Annotated in this window: 16 protein-coding genes; 2 read left to right on the forward strand and 14 right to left on the reverse strand. The window is 57.6% G+C overall.

The window, feature by feature from the left end; all coding sequences use genetic code 11:
- The 4 genes from E4P00_RS20410 to E4P00_RS20425 all read right to left on the reverse strand — a co-directional run.
- A partial coding sequence (locus E4P00_RS20410) for a BapA prefix-like domain-containing protein (RefSeq protein WP_248132745.1) occupies positions 1 to 1167 on the reverse strand: 1167 nt, incomplete at its 3' end.
- A 196-nt stretch (positions 1168 to 1363) separates the two neighbouring features.
- Positions 1364 to 2797, reverse strand: a complete 1434-nt coding sequence (locus E4P00_RS20415; RefSeq protein ID WP_248132747.1) for an efflux transporter outer membrane subunit — start codon at positions 2795 to 2797, stop codon at positions 1364 to 1366.
- Positions 2794 to 5931, reverse strand: a complete 3138-nt coding sequence (locus E4P00_RS20420) for an efflux RND transporter permease subunit (protein ID WP_248132749.1) — start codon at positions 5929 to 5931, stop codon at positions 2794 to 2796. The genes E4P00_RS20415 and E4P00_RS20420 overlap by 4 nt, the downstream gene beginning before the upstream one ends.
- 5 nt (positions 5932 to 5936) lie before the next feature.
- Entirely contained in the window at positions 5937 to 7022 is a 1086-nt protein-coding gene (locus tag E4P00_RS20425) for an efflux RND transporter periplasmic adaptor subunit (RefSeq protein WP_282443269.1), read from the reverse strand.
- Positions 7023 to 7298: 276 nt separating this feature from the next.
- On the opposite strand from E4P00_RS20425, the gene E4P00_RS20430 reads away from it, so the two are divergent.
- Positions 7299 to 8072, forward strand: a complete 774-nt coding sequence (locus E4P00_RS20430) for an IclR family transcriptional regulator (protein WP_078820926.1) — start codon at positions 7299 to 7301, stop codon at positions 8070 to 8072.
- 569 nt (positions 8073 to 8641) lie between these two features.
- Positions 8642 to 11068 carry a heavy metal translocating P-type ATPase gene (locus E4P00_RS20435; protein WP_078820927.1) on the forward strand — a complete coding sequence of 809 codons (2427 nt, stop codon included), beginning with the start codon at positions 8642 to 8644 and terminating at the stop codon, positions 11066 to 11068.
- Between the two features lie 46 nt (positions 11069 to 11114).
- Here E4P00_RS20435 and E4P00_RS20440 read toward each other — a convergent pair whose 3' ends face one another.
- The 10 genes from E4P00_RS20440 to E4P00_RS20485 all read right to left on the reverse strand — a co-directional run bounded on the left by E4P00_RS20440 (position 11115) and on the right by E4P00_RS20485 (position 20419).
- On the reverse strand, positions 11115 to 11708 hold the full coding sequence (locus E4P00_RS20440; RefSeq protein ID WP_248132751.1) for a cysteine hydrolase: 594 nt from the start codon (positions 11706 to 11708) through the stop codon (positions 11115 to 11117).
- A gap of 29 nt (positions 11709 to 11737) precedes the next feature.
- Positions 11738 to 12178 carry a RidA family protein gene (locus E4P00_RS20445; RefSeq protein WP_248132753.1) on the reverse strand — a complete coding sequence of 147 codons (441 nt, stop codon included), beginning with the start codon at positions 12176 to 12178 and terminating at the stop codon, positions 11738 to 11740.
- An 89-nt stretch (positions 12179 to 12267) separates the two neighbouring features.
- Positions 12268 to 12486 carry a hypothetical protein gene (locus tag E4P00_RS20450; RefSeq protein WP_078820930.1) on the reverse strand — a complete coding sequence of 73 codons (219 nt, stop codon included), beginning with the start codon at positions 12484 to 12486 and terminating at the stop codon, positions 12268 to 12270.
- 141 nt (positions 12487 to 12627) lie between these two features.
- Positions 12628 to 13440: an SDR family oxidoreductase gene (locus E4P00_RS20455; RefSeq protein WP_078820931.1), complete on the reverse strand. Its 813-nt coding sequence runs from the start codon at positions 13438 to 13440 to the stop codon at positions 12628 to 12630.
- Positions 13437 to 13967: an aromatic-ring-hydroxylating dioxygenase subunit beta gene (locus E4P00_RS20460; protein ID WP_078820932.1), complete on the reverse strand. Its 531-nt coding sequence runs from the start codon at positions 13965 to 13967 to the stop codon at positions 13437 to 13439. Before E4P00_RS20460 ends, E4P00_RS20455 begins: the two co-directional genes overlap by 4 nt.
- Entirely contained in the window at positions 13957 to 15306 is a 1350-nt protein-coding gene (locus E4P00_RS20465; RefSeq protein ID WP_216091120.1) for an aromatic ring-hydroxylating dioxygenase subunit alpha, read from the reverse strand. Before E4P00_RS20465 ends, E4P00_RS20460 begins: the two co-directional genes overlap by 11 nt.
- 301 nt (positions 15307 to 15607) lie before the next feature.
- Positions 15608 to 16714 (reverse strand): carbon-nitrogen hydrolase family protein, encoded by a 1107-nt coding sequence (locus E4P00_RS20470; RefSeq protein WP_216091119.1) that lies wholly within the window; start codon positions 16712 to 16714, stop codon positions 15608 to 15610.
- A 521-nt stretch (positions 16715 to 17235) separates the two neighbouring features.
- Positions 17236 to 18264, reverse strand: a complete 1029-nt coding sequence (locus tag E4P00_RS20475; RefSeq protein ID WP_078820935.1) for an AraC family transcriptional regulator — start codon at positions 18262 to 18264, stop codon at positions 17236 to 17238.
- A 57-nt stretch (positions 18265 to 18321) separates the two neighbouring features.
- A complete protein-coding gene (locus E4P00_RS20480) occupies positions 18322 to 19557 on the reverse strand; it encodes a dienelactone hydrolase family protein (RefSeq protein WP_078820936.1) in 1236 nt (411 codons plus the stop codon).
- Between the two features lie 109 nt (positions 19558 to 19666).
- Positions 19667 to 20419, reverse strand: a complete 753-nt coding sequence (locus tag E4P00_RS20485; RefSeq protein WP_078820937.1) for a GntR family transcriptional regulator — start codon at positions 20417 to 20419, stop codon at positions 19667 to 19669.
- Positions 20420 to 20450 lie beyond the last annotated feature (31 nt).

The raw sequence follows: 20450 nt of genomic DNA on the forward strand, positions 1-20450 counted from the left end.
TACGGTGCCTTGGCCTTTGTCGTCCAGAGTGACTGGTTTACCAATCGGATTGCCGGTCTGGTCCTGCACCTGCACGGTCGCACCTGGCTTGCCGGTGACTACTACGTTGCCAGTGGCTGGATCGACAGTGCCCAACTGCGGTGCCAACAGCGGCACATCAACGTTGGTGGCAGGCGACTGCGTGTCACCGTCCTTGACCACCACACCGACCTGCTGGCCGCTGGTGTTGCCCGGCAGCGTCACGGTGCCCTGACCGTTGTCGTCCAAAGTGACTGGGTTGCCAATCGGGTTGCCGTTCTGGTCTTGCACCTGCACGGTCGCACCTGGCTTGCCGGTGACCGGCAATTCCCCAGTGTCGGGATTTAGCGTGCCCAGCGTAGGCTTCATCAGCGGCAGGGTGAGTGCTACGGAAGGATCAGACTGAAGGCCATTCTCCGTCTGAGTCGTGGTGATAGTTTGATGACTGGCGCTTGAAGGTAGCTCGACCTGCACACGGCCATCATTACCCAGCGTGCCGGAGGCAAGTACCTGACCACCCTCCCCCTTGACCTCAAATGTAGCGCCAGGGCGGCCCTGGATAGCGAGCTTGTTGGCCTGGGTATCGAAACTGATCACAGGCGCAGACGGTTTGGTAGCGCTGACAGCAGCGTCTGCGTTTGCGCCACCACCACCGCCCCCACTGCCGCCACTGTGAGTCGCCAACGCCACCACGCCGCCGAGCCCAAGTGCGCCAAGGAGCCACATGAAGGTGTTGTCACCGTCCTCCACAAGCAGCTCATCTACATTGGAAATCTCTTTTAAAGAAAGTGATGCCTGGCTTGGCTCATAAGTCGCGTGCCAGAATTTCCCTTCGTTTTCCAACACCAACTCATTGTGCAGACCGTCAGCCGCCACAACAAAAAAGCCCTTGAGCACGACCTGCTCACCGGACTTCAACACGATGACCAAATCGTCGCCAGCCCGCGAAGCAGACTTCAGCGTTTCAGGATTCAACGAAATCTTTACGATACTGGGGCTGCCAACGGTGGTGGAATTACCCGTTGCCTGCTCTACCAGTTTTCCAGATTTGATATCTATCAAACTAACCTGCGCCATACGTGCTTTCGCTCCAACTATGAGAAATCGGACTGAGCGCCCTTCAAACAACGTCGAGGGCTGGTCAGCCAAACCAATAACGTCCGGTCACACATGCGGTGATCGGACATTTACCGGTGCACATACTCGTGAGAAATTTCCTGCCAATATGTAGGACATTTCCCAGCAGCATCACGACTGACTCGAGCAGGCGTTTCAGAAAAAAGGAGAGAAAACTCATAGCGATCGTTGACGAGCCAGCCAACGCTGGCCCGTTTTTTTGACGTGACTATCGAGCGGAACTGATCAGTTGAGAGGGCTCCCAACCTCCGCCTAGCGCCTTGTATAGCTGGACTTGACTGTCCAGCTTAAGCAGTTGATCACTCAACAGCCTTTGCTCGGCCGTGAACAACAGTCGCTGGGCATCGAGGAGGGTCAAATGGCTGTCAACACCCGTTTCATAGCGCTGCTGCGCCAAATCGAAATAGGCGCGACTGTCCATCACCAGATCACGCTGGGCTTGCAACTGCTTGCCAAAGGTGCCCTGAGCTGCCAAGCCATCGGCTACCTCGCGAAACGCGGTCTGGATGCTCTTTTCGTACTGGGCAACGCTGATGTCTTTCTGGATTTCGGCGTAATCAAGGCTCGCACGCAACCGTCCTCCATTGAAAATCGGTACGCTGATCTGCGGGGCAAAGCTCCAACTGCCCTGGCCGCCATTGAGCAGGTCACCCAACTCACTGCTGGCCGACCCAGCCGTCGCAGTTAAGCGGATCGAGGGAAAGAATGCCGCCCGAGCTGCGCCGATGTTGGCATTCGCGGCCAATAACTGGTGCTCGGCCTGCAGGATATCCGGACGGTGGCGCAGCAGATCGGACGGCAGGCCCACGGGTATATCTGCCAGGACGGCGCCCTCCAGTGGCGTGCCATTGGGCAGATCATCCGGCAGGTTGGCGCCCAGCAGCAGCCGCAAGGCGTTGACGTCCTGGGCGACTTGCCGTGTGTATTGCAGCATTTGCGCCTTGGCCGTGTCGACTTGAGTGCGCGCTTGACGCACATCGAGCTCGGAAGACGTACCTGCCCGATGCGCCTGGCTGATCAGCTTCAGGCTGGCGCTGTAGCTATCAAAGGTTCTGGTGGTCAGCTCAAGCAACGCCTGGTCGGTACGCCACGTCAGATACGCGCTCGCCACATCGGCGATCAAGCCGATACGGATGCTGTTCTGTGCCTGTGCGGTGGCCAGGTAATTTTCCAGGGCCGCCGCGTTGAGGCTGCTGACGCGTCCAAATACATCCAGTTCATAAGAGGTGATGCCGACATTCAGCCCATATTGACTCTGAATACCGGCGCTCCCCGTACTCGACAGATCAGCCGGCAACCGCTGCCGGTTGCCGCTGCCATTCATATCCACAGAGGGAAACAGCGCCGAGCGCTGGATCCGGTATTGCGCACGATACGCCTGGACATTCAGGGCCGCGACACGCAGATCCCGGTTGTTCTCCAGAGCCACGGCGATCATCCGTCGCAGCCCATCGTCGCGGAAAAAGTCATTCCACAGCACACGAGGTGCATTGGCCTCGATCATGCCGGGCTGGGCATAGGCAGCCCCTTGCGGCCACGCATTTTCAGCAGGAACTTCAAGCCAGGACTTTTCCGGAATCAGGCTGCACCCCGACACGCCAAGTCCGATACAAACGCAGAGCGTCAATGCTTTAAGTCTCATGCTTGCTCTCCCGACGGGGCGTTATCCGGTGTTTTCTTTTTGTTCAAAAGGCCGGTGACGAACGTGTAGAACAGCGGCACGAAAAAGATCGCCAGGAAGGTCGCCGCCAGCGTACCGCCCACCACGCCGGTGCCGATGGAGTGCTGGCTGCCGCTGCTCGCGCCGACAGCCCGGGCCAAGGGCAACACGCCCATAATGAATGCAATCGAGGTCATGATGATCGGCCGCAAACGCAGGCGGGCAGCCTCCACGGCGGCTTCGACCAGCGTGCGTCCCTGGTGCTCATAAAGGTCTTTGGCAAACTCCACGATCAAGATCGCGTTCTTCGCTGCCAAGCCCATGGTGGTGAGCATCCCGACCTGAAAGAACACGTCGTTGGACAGCCCGCGCAGCAAGGTGGCGCACACAGCGCCAAGAATACCCAGTGGCACCACCAACAGCACCGACACCGGAATCGTCCAGCTCTCATACAGCGCGGCCAGGCAAAGGAATACAATCAGCAATGAGAGGACATACAGCATTGGCCCCTGCGCACCCGCGTGTCGCTCCTCATAGGACAAACCGGTGTAGGACATCCCGATGCCCGCAGGCATTTTTGCGGCAATACGTTCAACTGCCAGCATGGCATCGCCGGTGCTGTAGCCAGGTGCCGGCGTCCCCAGGAGTTCGATGGCAGAGATACCCCCGTAGCGTTCCAGCTTCGGCGAACCATACACCCACTTGCCCGTGGCGAACGCCGAAAACGGCACCATTTCGCCCTGTGCGTTGCGTACGTACCACTTGTCGAAGTCTTCAGGCGCGATGCGTGAATCCTGATCACCCTGTACATACACCCGCTTGACGCGGCCGCCGTCGATGAAGTCATTGACATAGGCCGAGCCCCAGGCGACCGACATCGTCTGGTTGATGTCGGCGATGGACACCTGCAGCGCCCGCGCCTGCTCATCATTGATGATGACCTGGTACTGCGCTTCATCATCCAGGCCGTTAGGCCGGGTCAACATCAACGTCGGATCTTGTGCCGCCAACCCCAGGAACTGATTACGGGCAGCCATCAGGCCGGCATGCCCGACATTGCCGTTGTCCTGCAGGAACACGTTGAACCCGGTCGAGTTACCCATCTCCAGGATCGCGGGTGGCACCAGGGCAATCACGTTGGCGTCTTTGATCGAGCCAAACTTCGCGTTCAAGCGCTTGGCGATAGCAAACACCGATAGGTCAGGCGATGTACGCTCGGCAAACGGCCGCAAGGCCACGAACACGATCCCGCTGCTCTGGCCGCGACCGGCAAAGTTGAAACCGTTCACGGTGAAGGCCGATGAAATGCCGACGCCTTCATCTTCCAACAGGAATTTACGCACCTGCCCCAGGACGTCTTCGGTCCGTTCTGCGCTGGCGTTCTGTGGCAGTTGCACCTGAACCGCCATGATGCCCTGGTCTTCGTCAGGCAAAAATGCCATTGGGATCTTGGTAAACAGCAACCCGGCTCCCACGGTCAATAACAGGTAAATACCCATGAAGCGCCAGCGCCGCGTGAGGATGCCTTTGACGCTGCGCTCATAGCGCAGCGTGTTTTTTTCGAACGTGCGGTTGAACCAGCCAAAGAAGCCCTTTTTCTCGTGCGCGCCGGCTTTGTGCGGCTTGAGCAAGGTGGCACACAGCGCTGGGGTAAATATCAGGGCAACCAGCACCGAAAAGCTCATCGCGGCAATGATGGTGATCGAGAATTGCCGATAGATCACACCCGCAGAGCCACTGAAGAATGCCATCGGCATGAACACCGCCGAGATCACCAGGCCGATACCCACTAAGGCTCCGGAAATCTGGTCCATGGATTTGCGTGTCGCCTCTTTAGGCGACAACCCCTCCTCGGCCATGATCCGCTCGACGTTCTCCACCACCACGATGGCGTCGTCCACCAGCAGACCAATGGCCAGCACCATGGCAAACATGGTCATCACGTTGATGGTAAAACCAAAGGCGAACAACACGCCGAACGTGGCCAGCAGCACCACCGGTACCGCCAACGAAGGAATCAGCGTGGCCCGAACGTTCTGCAAGAACAGGAACATCACCAGAAACACCAGCACGATCGCTTCGAACAGGGTGTAGATCACCGACTTGATCGAGGCTGCCACCACGGGCGAGGTGTCGTAGGGGAATACAATCTCGACCCCTTCCGGCAGGTAAGGTTTGAGCTCATCCGCGGTTTTCTTGACCGCCGCGACCGCATCCAACAGGTTGGCACCGGTGGCAAGGCGCAACGCAAGCCCCGAGGCAGGCTTGCCATTGAATTGACTGGAAATGGAAAAGTTTTCTGCTTGAAGCCCCACTTCGGCCACATCTTTGATACGCACCTGCGAGCCGTCGGGATTGACCTTGAGCAGGATCTCGCGGAACTCGTCCACGGTGGTCATGCGCGTCTTGCCAATGATGGTGGCCGACAGCTCAATACCTTTACGTGCAGGCAAACCACCTAGCATCCCGGATGACACCTGGACGTTCTGCGCCGAGATCGCGCTCATGACGTCCTGGGGCACCAATTGATAGCTGTTGAGCTTGCCGGGGTCGAGCCAGATACGCATGGCGTTCTGTGAACCCAGGACTAAAAAGTCACCGACCCCCTTGGTCCGTGAAATAGGGTCCTGGAGATTGGCGACAATCAGGTTGCCCATGTCGAAGTCCGACATTCGACCATCGGTCGAGACCAGCCCCAGAATCAACATGAAGTTGACCTGATACTTCACCACCCTAATGCCTTGGCGCTGGACCTCTTCGGGCAACATGGGGGTAGCCAGTTGCAGCTTGTTCTGCACCTGCACCTGGGCGATATCCGGGTCGGTGCCCTGATCGAAGGTGACGATGATCTGCATGCTGCCATCGGTGTTGCTGGATGAGGAGATATAACGCAACCCATCCAGGCCATTGAGCTGCTGCTCGATCACCTGCACCACCGTGTCCTGCACGGTCTGCGCTGACGCACCCGGGTAGGTCACGGTGATCTGCACGGCGGGTGGCGCAATATTCGGATACTGGTTGACGGGCAGCGAAATCACCGCCAACGCGCCCCCCAACATGAGCATCAAGGCGATAACCCAGGCAAAAATCGGCCTGTCGATAAAGAAACGGGACATGGGTATCAGCTCCCTTCGCCGGTCGTGGCGCTGAAGTCGCTGATCAACTCAACGTTAGTGGCCGGGCTGGCCTTGACCTTTGCTCCCGCGCGCAAGCGTTGCACCCCTTCGGTGACCACTTGCTCTCCAGCTTCGATCCCCTTGCCGACCAGCCAGGCATTACCCACGGTGCGCAAGGTTTGCAGTTCACGCAGCTCGACAGTCTCATCCGGCTTGATCACCCAAGCCGTGGCGACGCCCCGGCTGTCGCGAATGATGCCTTGCTGCGGCACCAGTTTGGCCGCCTCGCGCACGCCTTCCTTAAGTTGTGCATGGACGAACATCCCGGGCAGCAACTTACCGTTGGGGTTAGGAAACACCGCACGCAGAGTCACAGAGCCTGTGCCGGGATCAACGCTGACTTCAGAGAACTTCAACGTACCCGGCAATGGGTATGCACTGCCATCATCCAGGGTCAGGGTGACGTGTGCCTGCCCCGCACCCGTGCTCTGCAAGCTGCCAGACTCCAGCGCACGCTCCAGTGCCAACATGCGAGTAATGGGTTGGGTCACATCGACATAGATGGGGTCCAGCTGGTTGACCGTCGCCAGTTCCGTGCCCTGCCCGTTCGTCACCAGTGCACCTTCAGTGATGTTGGAGCGCCCGATCCGCCCGCTGATCGGCGACAGCACCTTGGTGTACTGGACGTTGATGCTGGCGACCTGAACATCGGCCTTGGCCTGCTTCCACGCCGCTTGCGCGTCGTCATGCTGCTGGCGGCTGATGGCTTTGGTTTCCAGCAGGCTCGCGTAGCGTTTGGCCAGGTTTTGCGCGGTGTCCAGGTTGGCCTGCGCGCGGGCCAGGGTGGCCTGATAGGTCGCCGGATCAATCTGGTAGAGCTGCTGCCCTTCCTTGACCTGAGCACCTTCTTCAAACAGACGCTTTTGCAGAATGCCACTGACTTGCGGGCGTACCTGCGCAACGCGATAAGCCGAGGTTCGCCCAGGCAGATCAGTGGTCATGACCAAGGACTCGGCCTTGACCGTATAGACCCCAACCTCCACCGGAGCACTGGCGGTCGAAACCTGTTCGGATTGATTACAGCCCACCAGTAACGCGGTGGTGAGCGGAAGAATATGTACAGCACGCGACGGCCATCTGAGCTTCACCAGAAGCACTCCCCAGGAAGATGAAAAAAAAGATACGTGAACCACGATAAGGTTCAGTGTATCACTATACGATTCACCAAAATCAATCTGTACTTTTCAAAAACCCTTGGCGAACGCTCAAACATCACGCAATCACGTGCGCCAAATGTGGTGATCACCAGGACCTGAGGGCGCTATCGGGTAAGATGGGCGCCCGGCAAAAAGGCGAGCGAATAAGACATGAGCGACGAGACACTCAAGCAGGAACAAAAAAACGGTGGCATTCAGGTCATTGCGCGGGCTGCCGCCATCATGCGTGCACTGGGAAACAACCCAAAGGGCTTGAGCCATGCGGCGATTGCACAAGCCGTCGACCTGCCTCGCTCGACGGTGCAACGGATCATTACCGCCCTGGAAGAAGAACGCCTGGTTGAATCCATCGGCCCACAGGGCGGCTTTCGGCTGGGGACCGCATTGGGCTTGCTGATCAACCAGACCCAGACCGACATCATTTCATCGGTTCAGCCCTTTCTGATCGAGCTTGGCCAGTTGTTGAACGAGTCGGTGACGTTGTCGTCCTTGATCGGCGACAAGGTGTATGTGATCGATCGAGTGGTGGCTGAACGGGAATTGCGCATTGTTTTTCCAATCGGCATCAACCCCCCATCGTTTGCAACGTCCAGCGGCAAGATACTCCTGGCCGACCTGTCATCTCAGGACCTCGAAGCAATCCTGCCAAAACAGCTGCCGGCGCTGACAAGCACCACGCTGAACAAAAAGGCCCTGCTGGCAGAATTGGAACAGATCCGTGTCAGCGGCATCGCCCAGGAAACGGAAGAGTACATCGAAGGTATTTGCTCCTACGCGACCATCATCCGCACCTACCTGGGCAATTTCTCCATCACGGTCGTGGCCCCGGCCTCGCGGGCAAAGGTTCATGCCGAACGTTTTCAGGCCGCGTTGCTCGAGACCAAAGACGCCATAGAACGTGTGATTGGCCGCCAACACAATTGAGCTACAACACCCAACTTGCCAGCCCTGGCTATCACGGCCGAGCGCTGAAAAAGGCGTTGCGATAAGCAATTGGCCTTTATTCTACTCGGTGGCTTTTTTGCGGCCCGGTTTCTATGGCGGCGCATTGACCAACTCCAACTTGAGCAAAGCCCTGGGAAATTTCCTACATAAGCTGGCTCATCCCCCCATGTATTTTTGGGGTTCCTCCTTTGAGTTATCTCATGGCCGCTCGCATCGATGTGCTCCACTTCGCGAAGCGGCTTTTTTACGCCTCTAACCTGCCTGCAGGAGATCATAGAAAGCCTGTCAGTTACACCGACGCAATAACCGCATCCCGGTATCGCCGAGAGTCGAATCCACGGCCGGCAAGAGTCCGAGACTCAACCTGACCCATTTCTCTCTCAGCGTTACAGCGTTTGCCCAGCCAGCGTTTCGAAGCAGCCTTACCGGGGGACTTGCAGCTGGCATGGGTGAACTCCTTTTCTAGTGAAGCATCGCCCCTCAACGCGAAGCAGCCAGATGCCGCTGGTTTGGCAGTGATGCGATCCGTGCGAGGACAGGAGACCGTGATGAGCACGCCACTTCCCTGCTACCACTGCACCCTTCCCGTGCCTGTCGGCAGCCCCTATACCGCAGTCATCCTGGGTACGACCCGCGAGTTCTGCTGCGCGAGTTGTCAGGCCGTGGCCCAAGCCATTGCTGCCAATAATCTGGAGGGTTACTACGGCCACCGCAGTGAAGCCTCGACCAACCCCGAAACGTTGGCAAAGCAGTTGCCGGATGAGCAAGTGCTATACGACCGGGCAGATGTACAGCAACACTTCGTCCAGCATGAGGGTGAGCTGGCCACAACTCTCCTGATGATCGAGGGCATCAACTGCGCGGCCTGCGGCTGGCTGATCGAAAAACACCTGCGCGCTCTGCCGGCGGTGGCTGAAGCGCGACTGAACTTGTCCAACCATCGCTTGAACGTGCGCTGGGATGACCAGCAGCTACCCCTGAGCCAGGTGCTTAACGAGATCAGACAGATCGGCTACGCCGCGTACCCCTATCAGGCCGATCATGCGTCCGAACAACTGGCCAGCGAAAACCGCCTGGCCCTGCGTCAGTTGGGTGTTGCCGGGCTGCTATGGTTCCAGGCGATGATGGCGACCATGGCGACCTGGCCGGAATTCAATTTGGATTTGAGCCCCGAGTTGCACACGATTTTGCGCTGGGTAGCGTTGTTTCTCACCACACCCATCGTCTTCTACAGCTGCGCGCCATTCTTCAAAGGCGCCCTGCGTGACCTGCGCACCCGCCACCTGACCATGGACGTCTCGGTGTCCCTGGCGATAGGGATCGCTTATATCGCCGGGATCTGGACCGCGATTACCGGAGTCGGCGAGTTGTACTTCGATGCCGTGGGTATGTTCGCCTTGTTCTTGCTCGCCGGACGCTACCTGGAACGCCGAGCCCGCGAGCGTACGGCGGCCGCCACCGCGCGCCTGGTGAATCTGCTGCCGGCCTCGTGCCTGCGCCTGGACGCCGACGGCCAGAGCCAACGCATCCTGCTCAGCGAACTGCGCCTGGGCGACAAGGTACTGGTGCATCCCGGCGCCATTCTGCCAGCGGACGGCAAGATCCTCGAAGGCCAGTCGAGCATCGACGAATCCCTGCTCACCGGCGAATACCTGCCGCAACCGCGCAGCCCGGGCGACGCGGTTACCGCCGGCACCCTCAACGTCGATGGCACGCTGACCTTGGAGGTCCTGGCCCTGGGCCAGGACACTCGCCTGTCCGCGATCGTCCATCTGCTGGAGCGAGCCCAGACCGAAAAACCACGCCTGGCCGAAATCGCCGACCGCGCCGCCCAATGGTTCCTGCTGTTCTCGCTGATCGCTGCAGCCGCCATTGGTTTGCTCTGGTGGCAACTGGACGCCTCACGGGCCTTCTGGATCGTCCTGGCAATGCTCGTCGCCACCTGCCCCTGCGCCCTGTCCCTGGCCACACCGACCGCATTGACTGCCGCCACCGGCACCCTGCACAAACTTGGCCTGCTGCTGACTCGCGGCCATGTACTCGAAGGCTTGAATCAGATCGATACGGTGATTTTCGACAAGACCGGCACGCTCACCGAGGGCCGCTTGACTTTGCGTGCGATTCACCCGCTGGGCGATCTCGACAGTCAGCAATGCCTGAGCCTGGCCGCCGCGCTGGAGAACCGCTCCGAACACCCGATAGCCCGAGCCTTCGGCCGTGCGTCGCTGGCTGCCGAACACGTGCTGAACATACCTGGGTTGGGTCTGGAGGGCCGAGTGGGCGAGCAACACCTGCGCATCGGCCAGCCAGCCTTCGTGTGTGACCTGAGCGCTTGTGCAGTTCCGCCGATGCCGAATGAAGCCGGCCAATGGCTGCTGCTGGGCGATAGCCAAGGGCCGCTGGCCTGGCTGGTCCTTGACGACCACCTGCGCAGCGACGCCCCCGCGCTGCTTGCCGCCTGCAAGGCGCGTGGCTGGACCACGCTGCTGCTGTCGGGCGACAGCTCGCCAATGGTTGCCAGCGTCGCCACCGAACTGGGCATTGACGAGGCCCGCGGCGGCCTGAGCCCGAATGACAAGCTGCAAATGCTGCAACAATTGCATCGCCAAGGCCGCAAAGTACTGATGCTCGGCGACGGGGTCAACGATGTACCGGTGCTGGCCGCTGCGGATATCAGCGTGGCCATGGGCTCGGCCACCGACCTGGCCAAGACCAGCGCCGATGCGGTGCTGCTGTCCAACCGCCTGGATGCGTTGGTGCAAGCCTTCCGCCTGGCACGGCGCACACGTCGGATAATCATTGAGAACCTGCTGTGGGGGGCGCTGTATAACGGCCTCATGCTGCCGTTCGCCGCCCTGGGTTGGATCACACCCATCTGGGCCGCAGTCGGCATGTCCATCAGCTCGTTGACGGTGGTACTCAACGCCTTGCGTCTGACACAGATGCCGCGCCAACGCTCCGGCCCAAACCCATGAAAAGGGCATGGAGCGAGCGTCCCTGCCCTTCGTAGCGTGCAGAGTTTCACTCGGCCTGTAGCGCGCCAGCCACCGTCGAGATATCAGCAATCAGCGCCATGGCGGACAGCGCGGCTTGATGCACGTGCGGCGCTGCAGCCGCACAGGCATCGGCGGCTACCGTGATGGCATAGCCCAGGTCTGCAGCTTCGCGCACGGTATTGTCGACCACCGAATGCGTAGCCACGCCCGCAACGATCAGGTGCTCCACCCCTAACATACGTAGCGTCTGCTCGACGGAGGTGCCCTTGAACGCGCTGATACGTGTGTGCGTCATCACGAACTCACGCTCGCTCGGCTGCGGCGCAAGCGACGCCAAGAACTGCGCACCCCACTCTCCATTTCGCACCGCGCCCAATTCCACGGTCTTACGGAATATCGGCGTATTCCTCGGACAGTCAGCATAATCGGGGCGAAAAGCAATGCGCACATGCAATATCGGTAGCTCTTTCTCACGGGCGCCCGCAAGCAGTCGTCTGGCCGCCTCGATTACTTGGTCGCGCATCGGATCGTTCTCAGCCAACCCCACGCGAATGCGCCCCTTGGGGTGCAGCACTTCGTTCTGGTAATGCAAGGCAAGCACGGCAGTACGAACAGTCATGAGCTTCATTCCTTATCGGTATCATTGAGTCAGTCAGGAATGACTGCGATGGCTTCGATCTCAAACAACATACCGTCGAGTGCTAGACGCGGTACCGGGATCAACGTACAAGCAGGTTTTGTCGATGCGCCCCACACTTCGCTCAGCGCTTTGCCGAAAATCGCCAAGCGATCATGGTTGTGATCAACGATCAGCACGGTCAGTTTGGCTACCTGGTTGACCTGTGCGCCTGCCGAAGCCAAGGCGATTTGCAGGTTATCCAACGCTTGCCGTACTTGCATTACGTAATCGGCGGCCAGCTCCCCTTTGGCGTTTTCACCGCCCTGCCCTGAGATAAATACTAACCGCGCGCCCGAAGCAATTTGCGCCATGTGGGAGTACCCATTGCCACTCGGATCGTACAACCCCAATGGGTTTGTCAATGTCAGCAGAGGTGCGTGGGTGAAAACGTCTTGCTCGTTGTGGTTCATGGTGTTCCCTCTGTACCACTTCATTGTGGTGTCTGAGATTGCTAATCACGAGTGGTGGTTATGGCTATCTGCACCTGCACACAAGCACGTTATTTGGCCGTCGATCTGTTGACTTTGCGAAGTACCATGAACACCCCCATAAAGGCGCTGATCAAACCACTGATAAGTCCGGTAATGCCATGTGCTATTGAATTATCCAGAGAGGAAAGAGGAAGAGGTAAGTTCTGATTGACCAAAAAAGACATGACGGCTGACATGGTTGCGCCGATCAGGCCTGCAATCAGCGATTCTTTCAAAATAACGTTCATAGCGGCGTCCCCTTTACGGTTTTCAAAAAGGCAAAAGCTCACAAGTACCCTGAAGGCACATCGTGATAGTTCCCTGGACTCACCAGGCGTGATCAGGCGAGGCGGGCCCTGCCTCAGTCGAGAGGTTCCGGCCTTTCAGAACTACTCCTGGCGAGACGTGGCAAACCAGGCGCGTGGCGAGCGCCCCTGGTCGGGCCCCAGACAACTGAAGCCACCATCGACGGGTATGTCCGCTCCGGTAACCCAGGAAGCCGTGTCAGAACAGGCAAATGCGACCACCGCGCCAACTTCCTCTCCCCTGCCGACCCGGCCGAGCGGGTGAAGCGCGGCACCAACCTCATCGGCCCGATCAATCGATCCCGCGCTGTGTTCGGCCAGCGTCGGCGACCATGTCCAGGCCGGGGAAACACTGAGACAACGTATGCCCCGTGGGGCAAGTGTGACGGCGATGTTCTTCGTAATCTGCAATAAGCCCGCCTTGGAGGCTGGATATACCGCCCGGCCCGAAGCACCGAACTTCCCCCCGGTACTGCCCAGATTGACAATGACGGAGCCCGGTCCCATGACGACAGCTGCCCGCTGGGCAAAAATCGCGGCGGAAACCAGGTTCACCCCTAAGGTGCGGTGCCAGTCCTGCCTCGATGAATCAAGCCCCTGATCGAGATAGATACCTGCACAGTTAACCAGTACATCCACCGCACCAAAACGCTCAAGTGTGCGTGCGATACAGGTATCGATCTGCTCATCACTCTGCACGTCGGTCGCAACGAACAGGCAGGTTTTACCCAGCAGCCTAAGCACGTCGTCGCTCAGGCGAATGTCGGCCAACACGACCTTCGCGCCCTGACCAAGCAGCACTCTGGAGATATCCAGTCCCACCCCCTGCGCAGCGCCGGTGACAATCGCCACCTTGCCCGCCAGAGGACCTTTTGCGCTGGCGCCACCAACGCTCAAGGGAACACCTCGATGTTGGTGAAGACACTGTCGCAATTGACCAGGTCAACCCGTTTGAGTGCGATCTTGAAACCTTCGGGCGACTCAACCAGCTTGTGCACCACACGACCGGATAGATACCTCAGGTCGAGCCGGTATTCGCTGACATGCAGCCGGGAACTCACGATCAGCCGCCCTTCAACATCACGTCCCAGCACGCAGACATTGCTCACCACGCGACTGGTTCTTGTCGGCGGCTGTTGTGACCAGTTGCGCTCGTTGAGCAGACGCCGCACGCGCGTCTCACGCAGCATGGCGTTTTCCCAAAAAATTGAAATGTGCTCGTGAGGACTCGCCTGGTCGGGGGCTCGCGGCACCCAGTAGCGACCGTTTTCGACCCAGAGCGCCAGCCAGCCATCGAACGCTCGTTCATCAAGCAACGACGCTTCGCGAAACAGAAATTGCTCCACCTGGAAGGTCAGTTGTGCGTCCGGCAACATCGGTTGTATGGGTTCGATCGAGATATCGAGAAAGCCATCATTCAACACAATGCACCTCCAGCTGCTGTTGTTCTTTATGTGGTGTCAACAGCTCACTTTCCATGTACTGCAGCCAGGCAGCGAACTGATTGCGCATCGGCAGCTCGCTGGTGCCATTGATCGAGACGGCGCCATCGGGCAAGACCACATCCGTACCCGCATAACGGTGCTGGCTGATCCAATCGCCACCTGCCGTCGTATTACCGACCTGGCAGCGGCGATACACCTCGACATCGTCCGGCATGACGTTCGAAGACGGCGAGTTCACCACGTTGGCGTACGTGAGTGCCCGGTCGAACACTTCCGGCGGTGCGCCCACACAGCGGAAAACCTGGATCTCGACCAAAGTCCTGTCCACCGATACCGGGCGAATGACGCGAAACTGCTGGAACACATTGTGAGGAGAGCCACTCCCGTAAATGATCGTGTTATGCCGGCTCATTCCGAGGATTTCATGCGCCCGTTCTTCACCATAGGCCTCGCTCAAGCACGCGAAATGCCGACGTGAAACGTCATCGCGCGTAGCTGCGGCGGGATCGAAAATACCTTCCATGTAGCCATGGCCATAGTGATAGGCACGCAGCTCCAGTTTTTCCCAAAAGCTGTACGGCTCGCCGTTACCATCCTGAATCAACAACTCGAATGGCATCTCGCCGATTTCCTCGGCCTGCTCGCGCGCGGCGATCACCGAGGACTCATGGGTAACCGGCCCATGCATCGTGTCATGCAGGTTTTCGTAGAACATCTTCCAGTTCGACAGCTGCATTACCCGGAATACGCCGCCTGCCACCTCGACCTTGCCAATAGGCGAACGGTCGCAAAGGTTGTCGATCGAACTCGCCGCGCCTCCCAGAAACTCAACCAAGCCTGGGCCGCCCAGGCTCTGTTTGGCAAAGACAAACCCTCGGTAGCTATCGACCTGAGCCACCGGCACCATGGAAACCTCGGGGCTGGTCGGGTCGAAGGTCGTGCCCTCGAAGCCTGCACGCATGGGAGTGCTCAGCAATGAGCCATCCAGCTTGAAAGTCCAGGCATGATAGGAACAACGGAAGAACTTACCGACGCAACCCTCACCATCGGCCACCAGGTTGGCCCCGCGATGTGGGCAGCGGTTATAAAGCACGCTGATCTTCTGGTCATTGACCCGCACCATGATGACTTTCTGATCGCCAAGCTGGGTGGTGTGATAGTCACCAGTCTTCGGCACCTGGCTTTCATGACCCACATAAATCCAGGCCTGTCCGTAGACTCTCTGCATTTCCAGGGAAAAGATCTCGGGGTCGGTATAGACACGCTTGTGAACGCCATCTGGACGTACAAGCTGCCTCAATTCATCCGTGCTGATCATGGAGGGAACCTCTTGTGACTGGCTGATCGAAAGGCCGCTTAAAGCACACTGCGGGCTACGATTTTGCCGCCTCCTCTAACGATCAAATAGCCGAGAATCGCAAGGCACTATCCGTATTTCGCTCGACGAGAGAGGTAATGGCCAACTTCCTCCAGACATAAGGTTAAGTTTTTCGTCGGCCTGAGCCAGCACCAGTCCCGGGATCAATCACCGCAAGTAACCCTCACACAGGTTATGCGAAAGGGGCCGCCACCCAACGGCAACAGCCCCTCATGCAGTCAAAACGACAGCGATGCAGAGATCAAGAAGCTGCCAGGACAGCCTCTTCGATAGCCGCGACAGTCACCTCATGCCGATCGGCAATGCGGTTCAACCCATCTTGAGAAATGGACTCGACAGCTTGCTTCGACACAATTTTTGCACCGCAACTCACGCGAGGGTGCACGTTCAAGGTGAAGATATCTGATCGGGAATAATGTCCGACAGTATCGATGATCGCCTTGGCGACCTTGATGTTGTGCGCCTCACAGGTGGCATAGACAATGGTGTCGCCATAGGTCGGCGGGGTAATCGGAACCCCAATCGGTGAATAGATCGCGCTACCGCCTTGCGCATAGTCGATATTCAAGGTGTCACGCAGCGCGAAGTCCTCGGGGAAATCGCTTTGCGTGATGTAACCGCAGGAACCCAATACAAAAGCGCCAGATTCAGAAGCATGGTTGCGACAACTGGAGTAGCCCCAGAAACTTTGCCCATCGGCATCCAACTCTTCGAGTCTTGGCCCTGTGTGCAACGTAAACGCCCCCGGAAATACCGACACATGAAAATCTTCGCCTTGTGAAATCAGGTGGGCACGGGCCAGTGTTATCAGGTTTTCTCCACAGATCAGACCACTGATACGACCGTAGTCCGTCTCAAAGCTTTGCAGATCGCTTCCATCGCCACGACCCCAGACGGTGCGTTCTGCGAAGGTCGGCATGATCTTGCGGTGCCGCCCAAGAATCCGACCGTGGTTATCAATGTACAGCAGGGTGTTGTAAATGGTGTGGATCGCTGGATGGGGGTCCATTTCGTTACAACCGATCACGACTACCGCATTCGCTCGCGCAGCAGCAGCACATAGCTGGGCGCACTCTTCCTGGCTGATGACCAAAGCATTGTCGAAAAACTTGCCGCGTACATCTACCCAATCACCAATGCGTGACTCCCAGCCTTCCCCCCAATAAGGATATCCGGCAATCCAAGCCTCGCTGAACACAACGATCTGAGCGCCTTGAGCGGCCGCCTCAGCGATTTTCAGACAGGCTTTTTCGATGGTGCGGTCACGATCGAGGAAGACCGGAGCCGTCTGCACGATAGCGACTTTTACTTCAGCGTGACCATTTAGAACTTTTTTTGTAGGCCTCATATAATTTCCTCGCTTTGCACGGTTGTAGGTCGCTGCACATCTGAATTACCGATTATCGGCCCCCTGTTTTTAAGACTTTCGTTCCAAACCATTGTTATGGCTAAAGAGCAATACATAACCGTACTTTCAAGTACGGAGGGCAAGATTGGTCAGAGTCTAGGTAGCGGCAAACAGGACGGATAGCCGGAAATCGCAATCGTGCATTGCGAAATTATCCGTTTCTGGCACTGGCAGAAAGCTGTCGAGCGTGACGTTGAATTTCTTTATTGCCGCTGAACGTAATTCGAACTGTACCTCACGTTTTCTGGCTCATTGATCAGCATTGGAGACAACAGGGCGTTGCGTTCGCCGTCGTATGCTCCAAAGCCGCGTCCTGGACTACTGGAGTGGATCTAGCTGTTGATGATGGTTTCGGTTGCCTGGAACCAGACCAGAGGCACTTGCCACACGCGAGAATTTTCGCGCACTGATAGCAAGCCCCCTCACCAACGGGTTTATCCCATCGGCCAGGTGCAGCCAAATCACGACGGCATGGGACTCTTGTGCAATATCACCGTGTCGCTTGGAAGCTCACCAAACCGATCCTTGTAGTACGCGGAAAACCGGCCCAGATGGCCGAAGCCGACCGCCAGTGCGATGTCCGTAATGCTGTACTGTGACCGGGCCTGGATTTTCCGGCGGGCCTCGTCCAAACGGATATCGCGCAACCACGTCATTGGGCCTACCCCAAACGCTTTCTTGCAGTAGGTATGCAGTGACCGCGAGCTGATTCCTGCCGCCCGAGCCAGATCCTCCAGCGATATCGGCGCCCATAGATGAGACAGGCTGTACTGCCGAGCCGCCTCGAGTGGCGAAAGCGTGTGGGCCTGGGCGAGCGCCGTATTGCAGACTACGCTATCGGGTTGCCTTCGCGCCTGGGTCAGAAGCAGCAACGCGAGGCCGATCTCCAAATACTCCAACCAGGCGGGATGACAGTGACCGAAGCCATCGCCCTGCCCCGGCCCTATCTGATTGATCAGCGATTGAAGGAGATTGCACCACTGCGCCGCCACATCGCTGTCAAGCACAGAAATAGGGGCGAAACCCTCCCATTCATTCACGCTGCTGAGCGGGGTACCAAGGCGCGCCGCCGCATCCTTGGCAAAGGCGTTGGGCACCCGAAGAATGAGCTGCTCGCAATGCTCGCTCCAGCGAAAGCAGATCTCGCGTCGTGGAGCGAGAACCGCAACCTGGCCGGGACCGATGGACGAGGTCTGGCCATCACTTTTGATGACCGAGCGCCCTCGCAGAGGTACCTGCACCAAGATGAACCCATCAAACACTTCAGGCCGGACTTCAACTGCAGGCCCGTAGCGCAGAATCATCAGCCTGAGGTGCCGGGTATCGACGCTGTACAGGGCCGAGTCCACCTCACCTGCGCTCCAGCTCATCATATGGTCATTGAGTGCAAAGCTAAGATGCTTTTGAAACTCCACCGCACAGTGGGACTGAAAGACAAGATTTTTGTATATCCGTGACAAGTCGAGTGTTTGAAAAAATGCGTTCATCATGGCTCTCACGGCAGCAAGAGAAGGTTTAACTTGCGCGCTCAAGCACCGCGCGCATCATCAAAGGTTTTCACTCGAGGCCCAGCGCCGCATCAGCGTGTTCGATGGCAGCGATTCATCGATCAGCTTCTTGGCTGTCTCGATACCTGCGACGGGCAGGCCAACCGGATCCAGCAAGCCGATTTGCACCAGCACCGACGCTTGATCCCAGTAAAGGTGTTCGTGGCAGAGCTTGTCGCCTCTGAAATTGATGACCCCAAGCATGGGGATTTCCACATACTTTCCAGTAGGGGCTACCCCTGGCAGCATCCAGTCGATCTCGGTGGTGTGGGTAAAGCACATGATGAACTCATCGACGACCTGAAACGCACCGACGGTGCGTGAGATAGGGATCGAACGAATGTCCGGTGGATTTGCGTGAACAAAATGATGCTCATAGAAACGTGAGAGCTGTTTACTGCCAACCCCACCTGTCAGAGTCGGGATGTGATTGACGTAGGGCTCCTTTACCATGGTGGCCATGGTCGCCGGTACGTCACGCGTGACGAACTCGTGATGAACGTGCTGATCCCAAAGATGCGAAAGGTTGTATTCAGGGCCGATGTATTTTTTCAACGCTCCAATTGTCCGCCCGTGAGCCATATGGGCAGACGATTTGTGATAGTGCTCGCTGCCCAAACGCGCGAAGGCATGGTCAGCCTCTGGGTATGTATAAAGCTCCACCCCTTTGCGTCCAGCCAAACCTGCAGCAATTCGGGTTCTGGCCTCGACGTCACAATAACTGTCCAGCTCTGCGTGGTGGAGTACCAACCCTCCCTGCAAGGCGTCCGCTTCGTCAAGAAAACCTTCGATGCCCATACCGTAATAACCGATCGATACCGCAAGATCGGTACGGGTTGCTGCCAGAAAAGCCAGCTTCCCTCCCAGGCAATACCCCACGTAGCCAATACTTGGCTGGTCGACTTCGTTGAGTTCACGAAGGGCGTCGATTGAAGCTGCAATGTCATCTACAGCCTTGTCCAGATCCAACGAACCATTCAGCCCCAACGCCTTATCGAAGTCTTTAGGGGTATAGCCCAGTTCTACGCCAGGCTCCAAGCGCCAGAACAAATCCGGGACGAGCACCACATACCCCTCTTCGGCGTACATATCCGCGGTCTCACGCATGTTGGCGTTAACACCAAATATTTCCTGCCCCAACACGAGGCCAGGGCCGTTACCGCAGGCCGGCACGGACAAATACGCCTTGAAAGCCCCTTCGCCATGACGAGCCTGAATATTAATATAGTGCCCCATCAACAAAGTCCTCATACAAGCATGCAATGATAGTTTTTATATGCACAGCGCTCTGAGTTGCGCTGCTTTCGGGTAGACGTTCGTTTGCAATTTGAATACGTTGATCAGGTCAGGCGAGTCCCTGCTGTTTTCGCTCAAGCACACGCTGAATGGCAAAACCGGTATCCCTGTAGTGTTTGGCCAAGAGTGCGCAGGCAAGGTCTGTTTCTCTCGCCAGGGATGCCTCGAGCAAAGCCAAATGCTCTTTGTCTACCCCCCTGACATGTTCATCTTTCATAGAGGCTAAACTGGGCCTTCTATACCGCTCAGTTTGAGCATATAGCTGCGTGGAGTATGTGAGCAGCCAGTCAGAACCACACGAGGAGATCATGCTGTAGTGAAAATCCTTGTGTCGCTGCTCAAGAAGTTCAGCATGCTGAACCATGTCCAGTTCATCAGGACTCGGCCTCTGCCGTGCCAGGCACAGCGCAGCGTATGCCTGAGTCAAGCGCCCCTCCCACGCTGCATCTTTACGCTCAATCGATTTACGTAACGCCTCACAGTCAATGAGGATTCGGGTATTGATTGCATCCCACATCTCGGGGATAGAAATCGCGAGCACCCTGAATCCCTTCGAGGGCGCCAGGAACACTAATTTTTCGGCTTGTAACCTAGTGAGTGCTTCTCGGATAGGCGAAAAACTTATGCCGTATCGTTCTCTTAAAGCTTCCAGCCTCAGAGCCTGACCCGGCTCGAACACTCCGCAGATAATGTCTTTTCTCAGTCTGTTGTAGGCCTGCTCCCCCAGCGTCCCCTCATTGACGCCAGCGCTTTTACCTTCCGGGACGAGAGACAGCTGAGGTTCTTCATCTAATGAGTTCATGCTAGTTCCATTCGGTTACCGGCTCCGCTCA

The sequence above is a fragment of the Pseudomonas sp. B329 genome (assembly GCF_023127835.1).
Classification (GTDB): domain Bacteria; phylum Pseudomonadota; class Gammaproteobacteria; order Pseudomonadales; family Pseudomonadaceae; genus Aquipseudomonas; species Aquipseudomonas synxantha_A.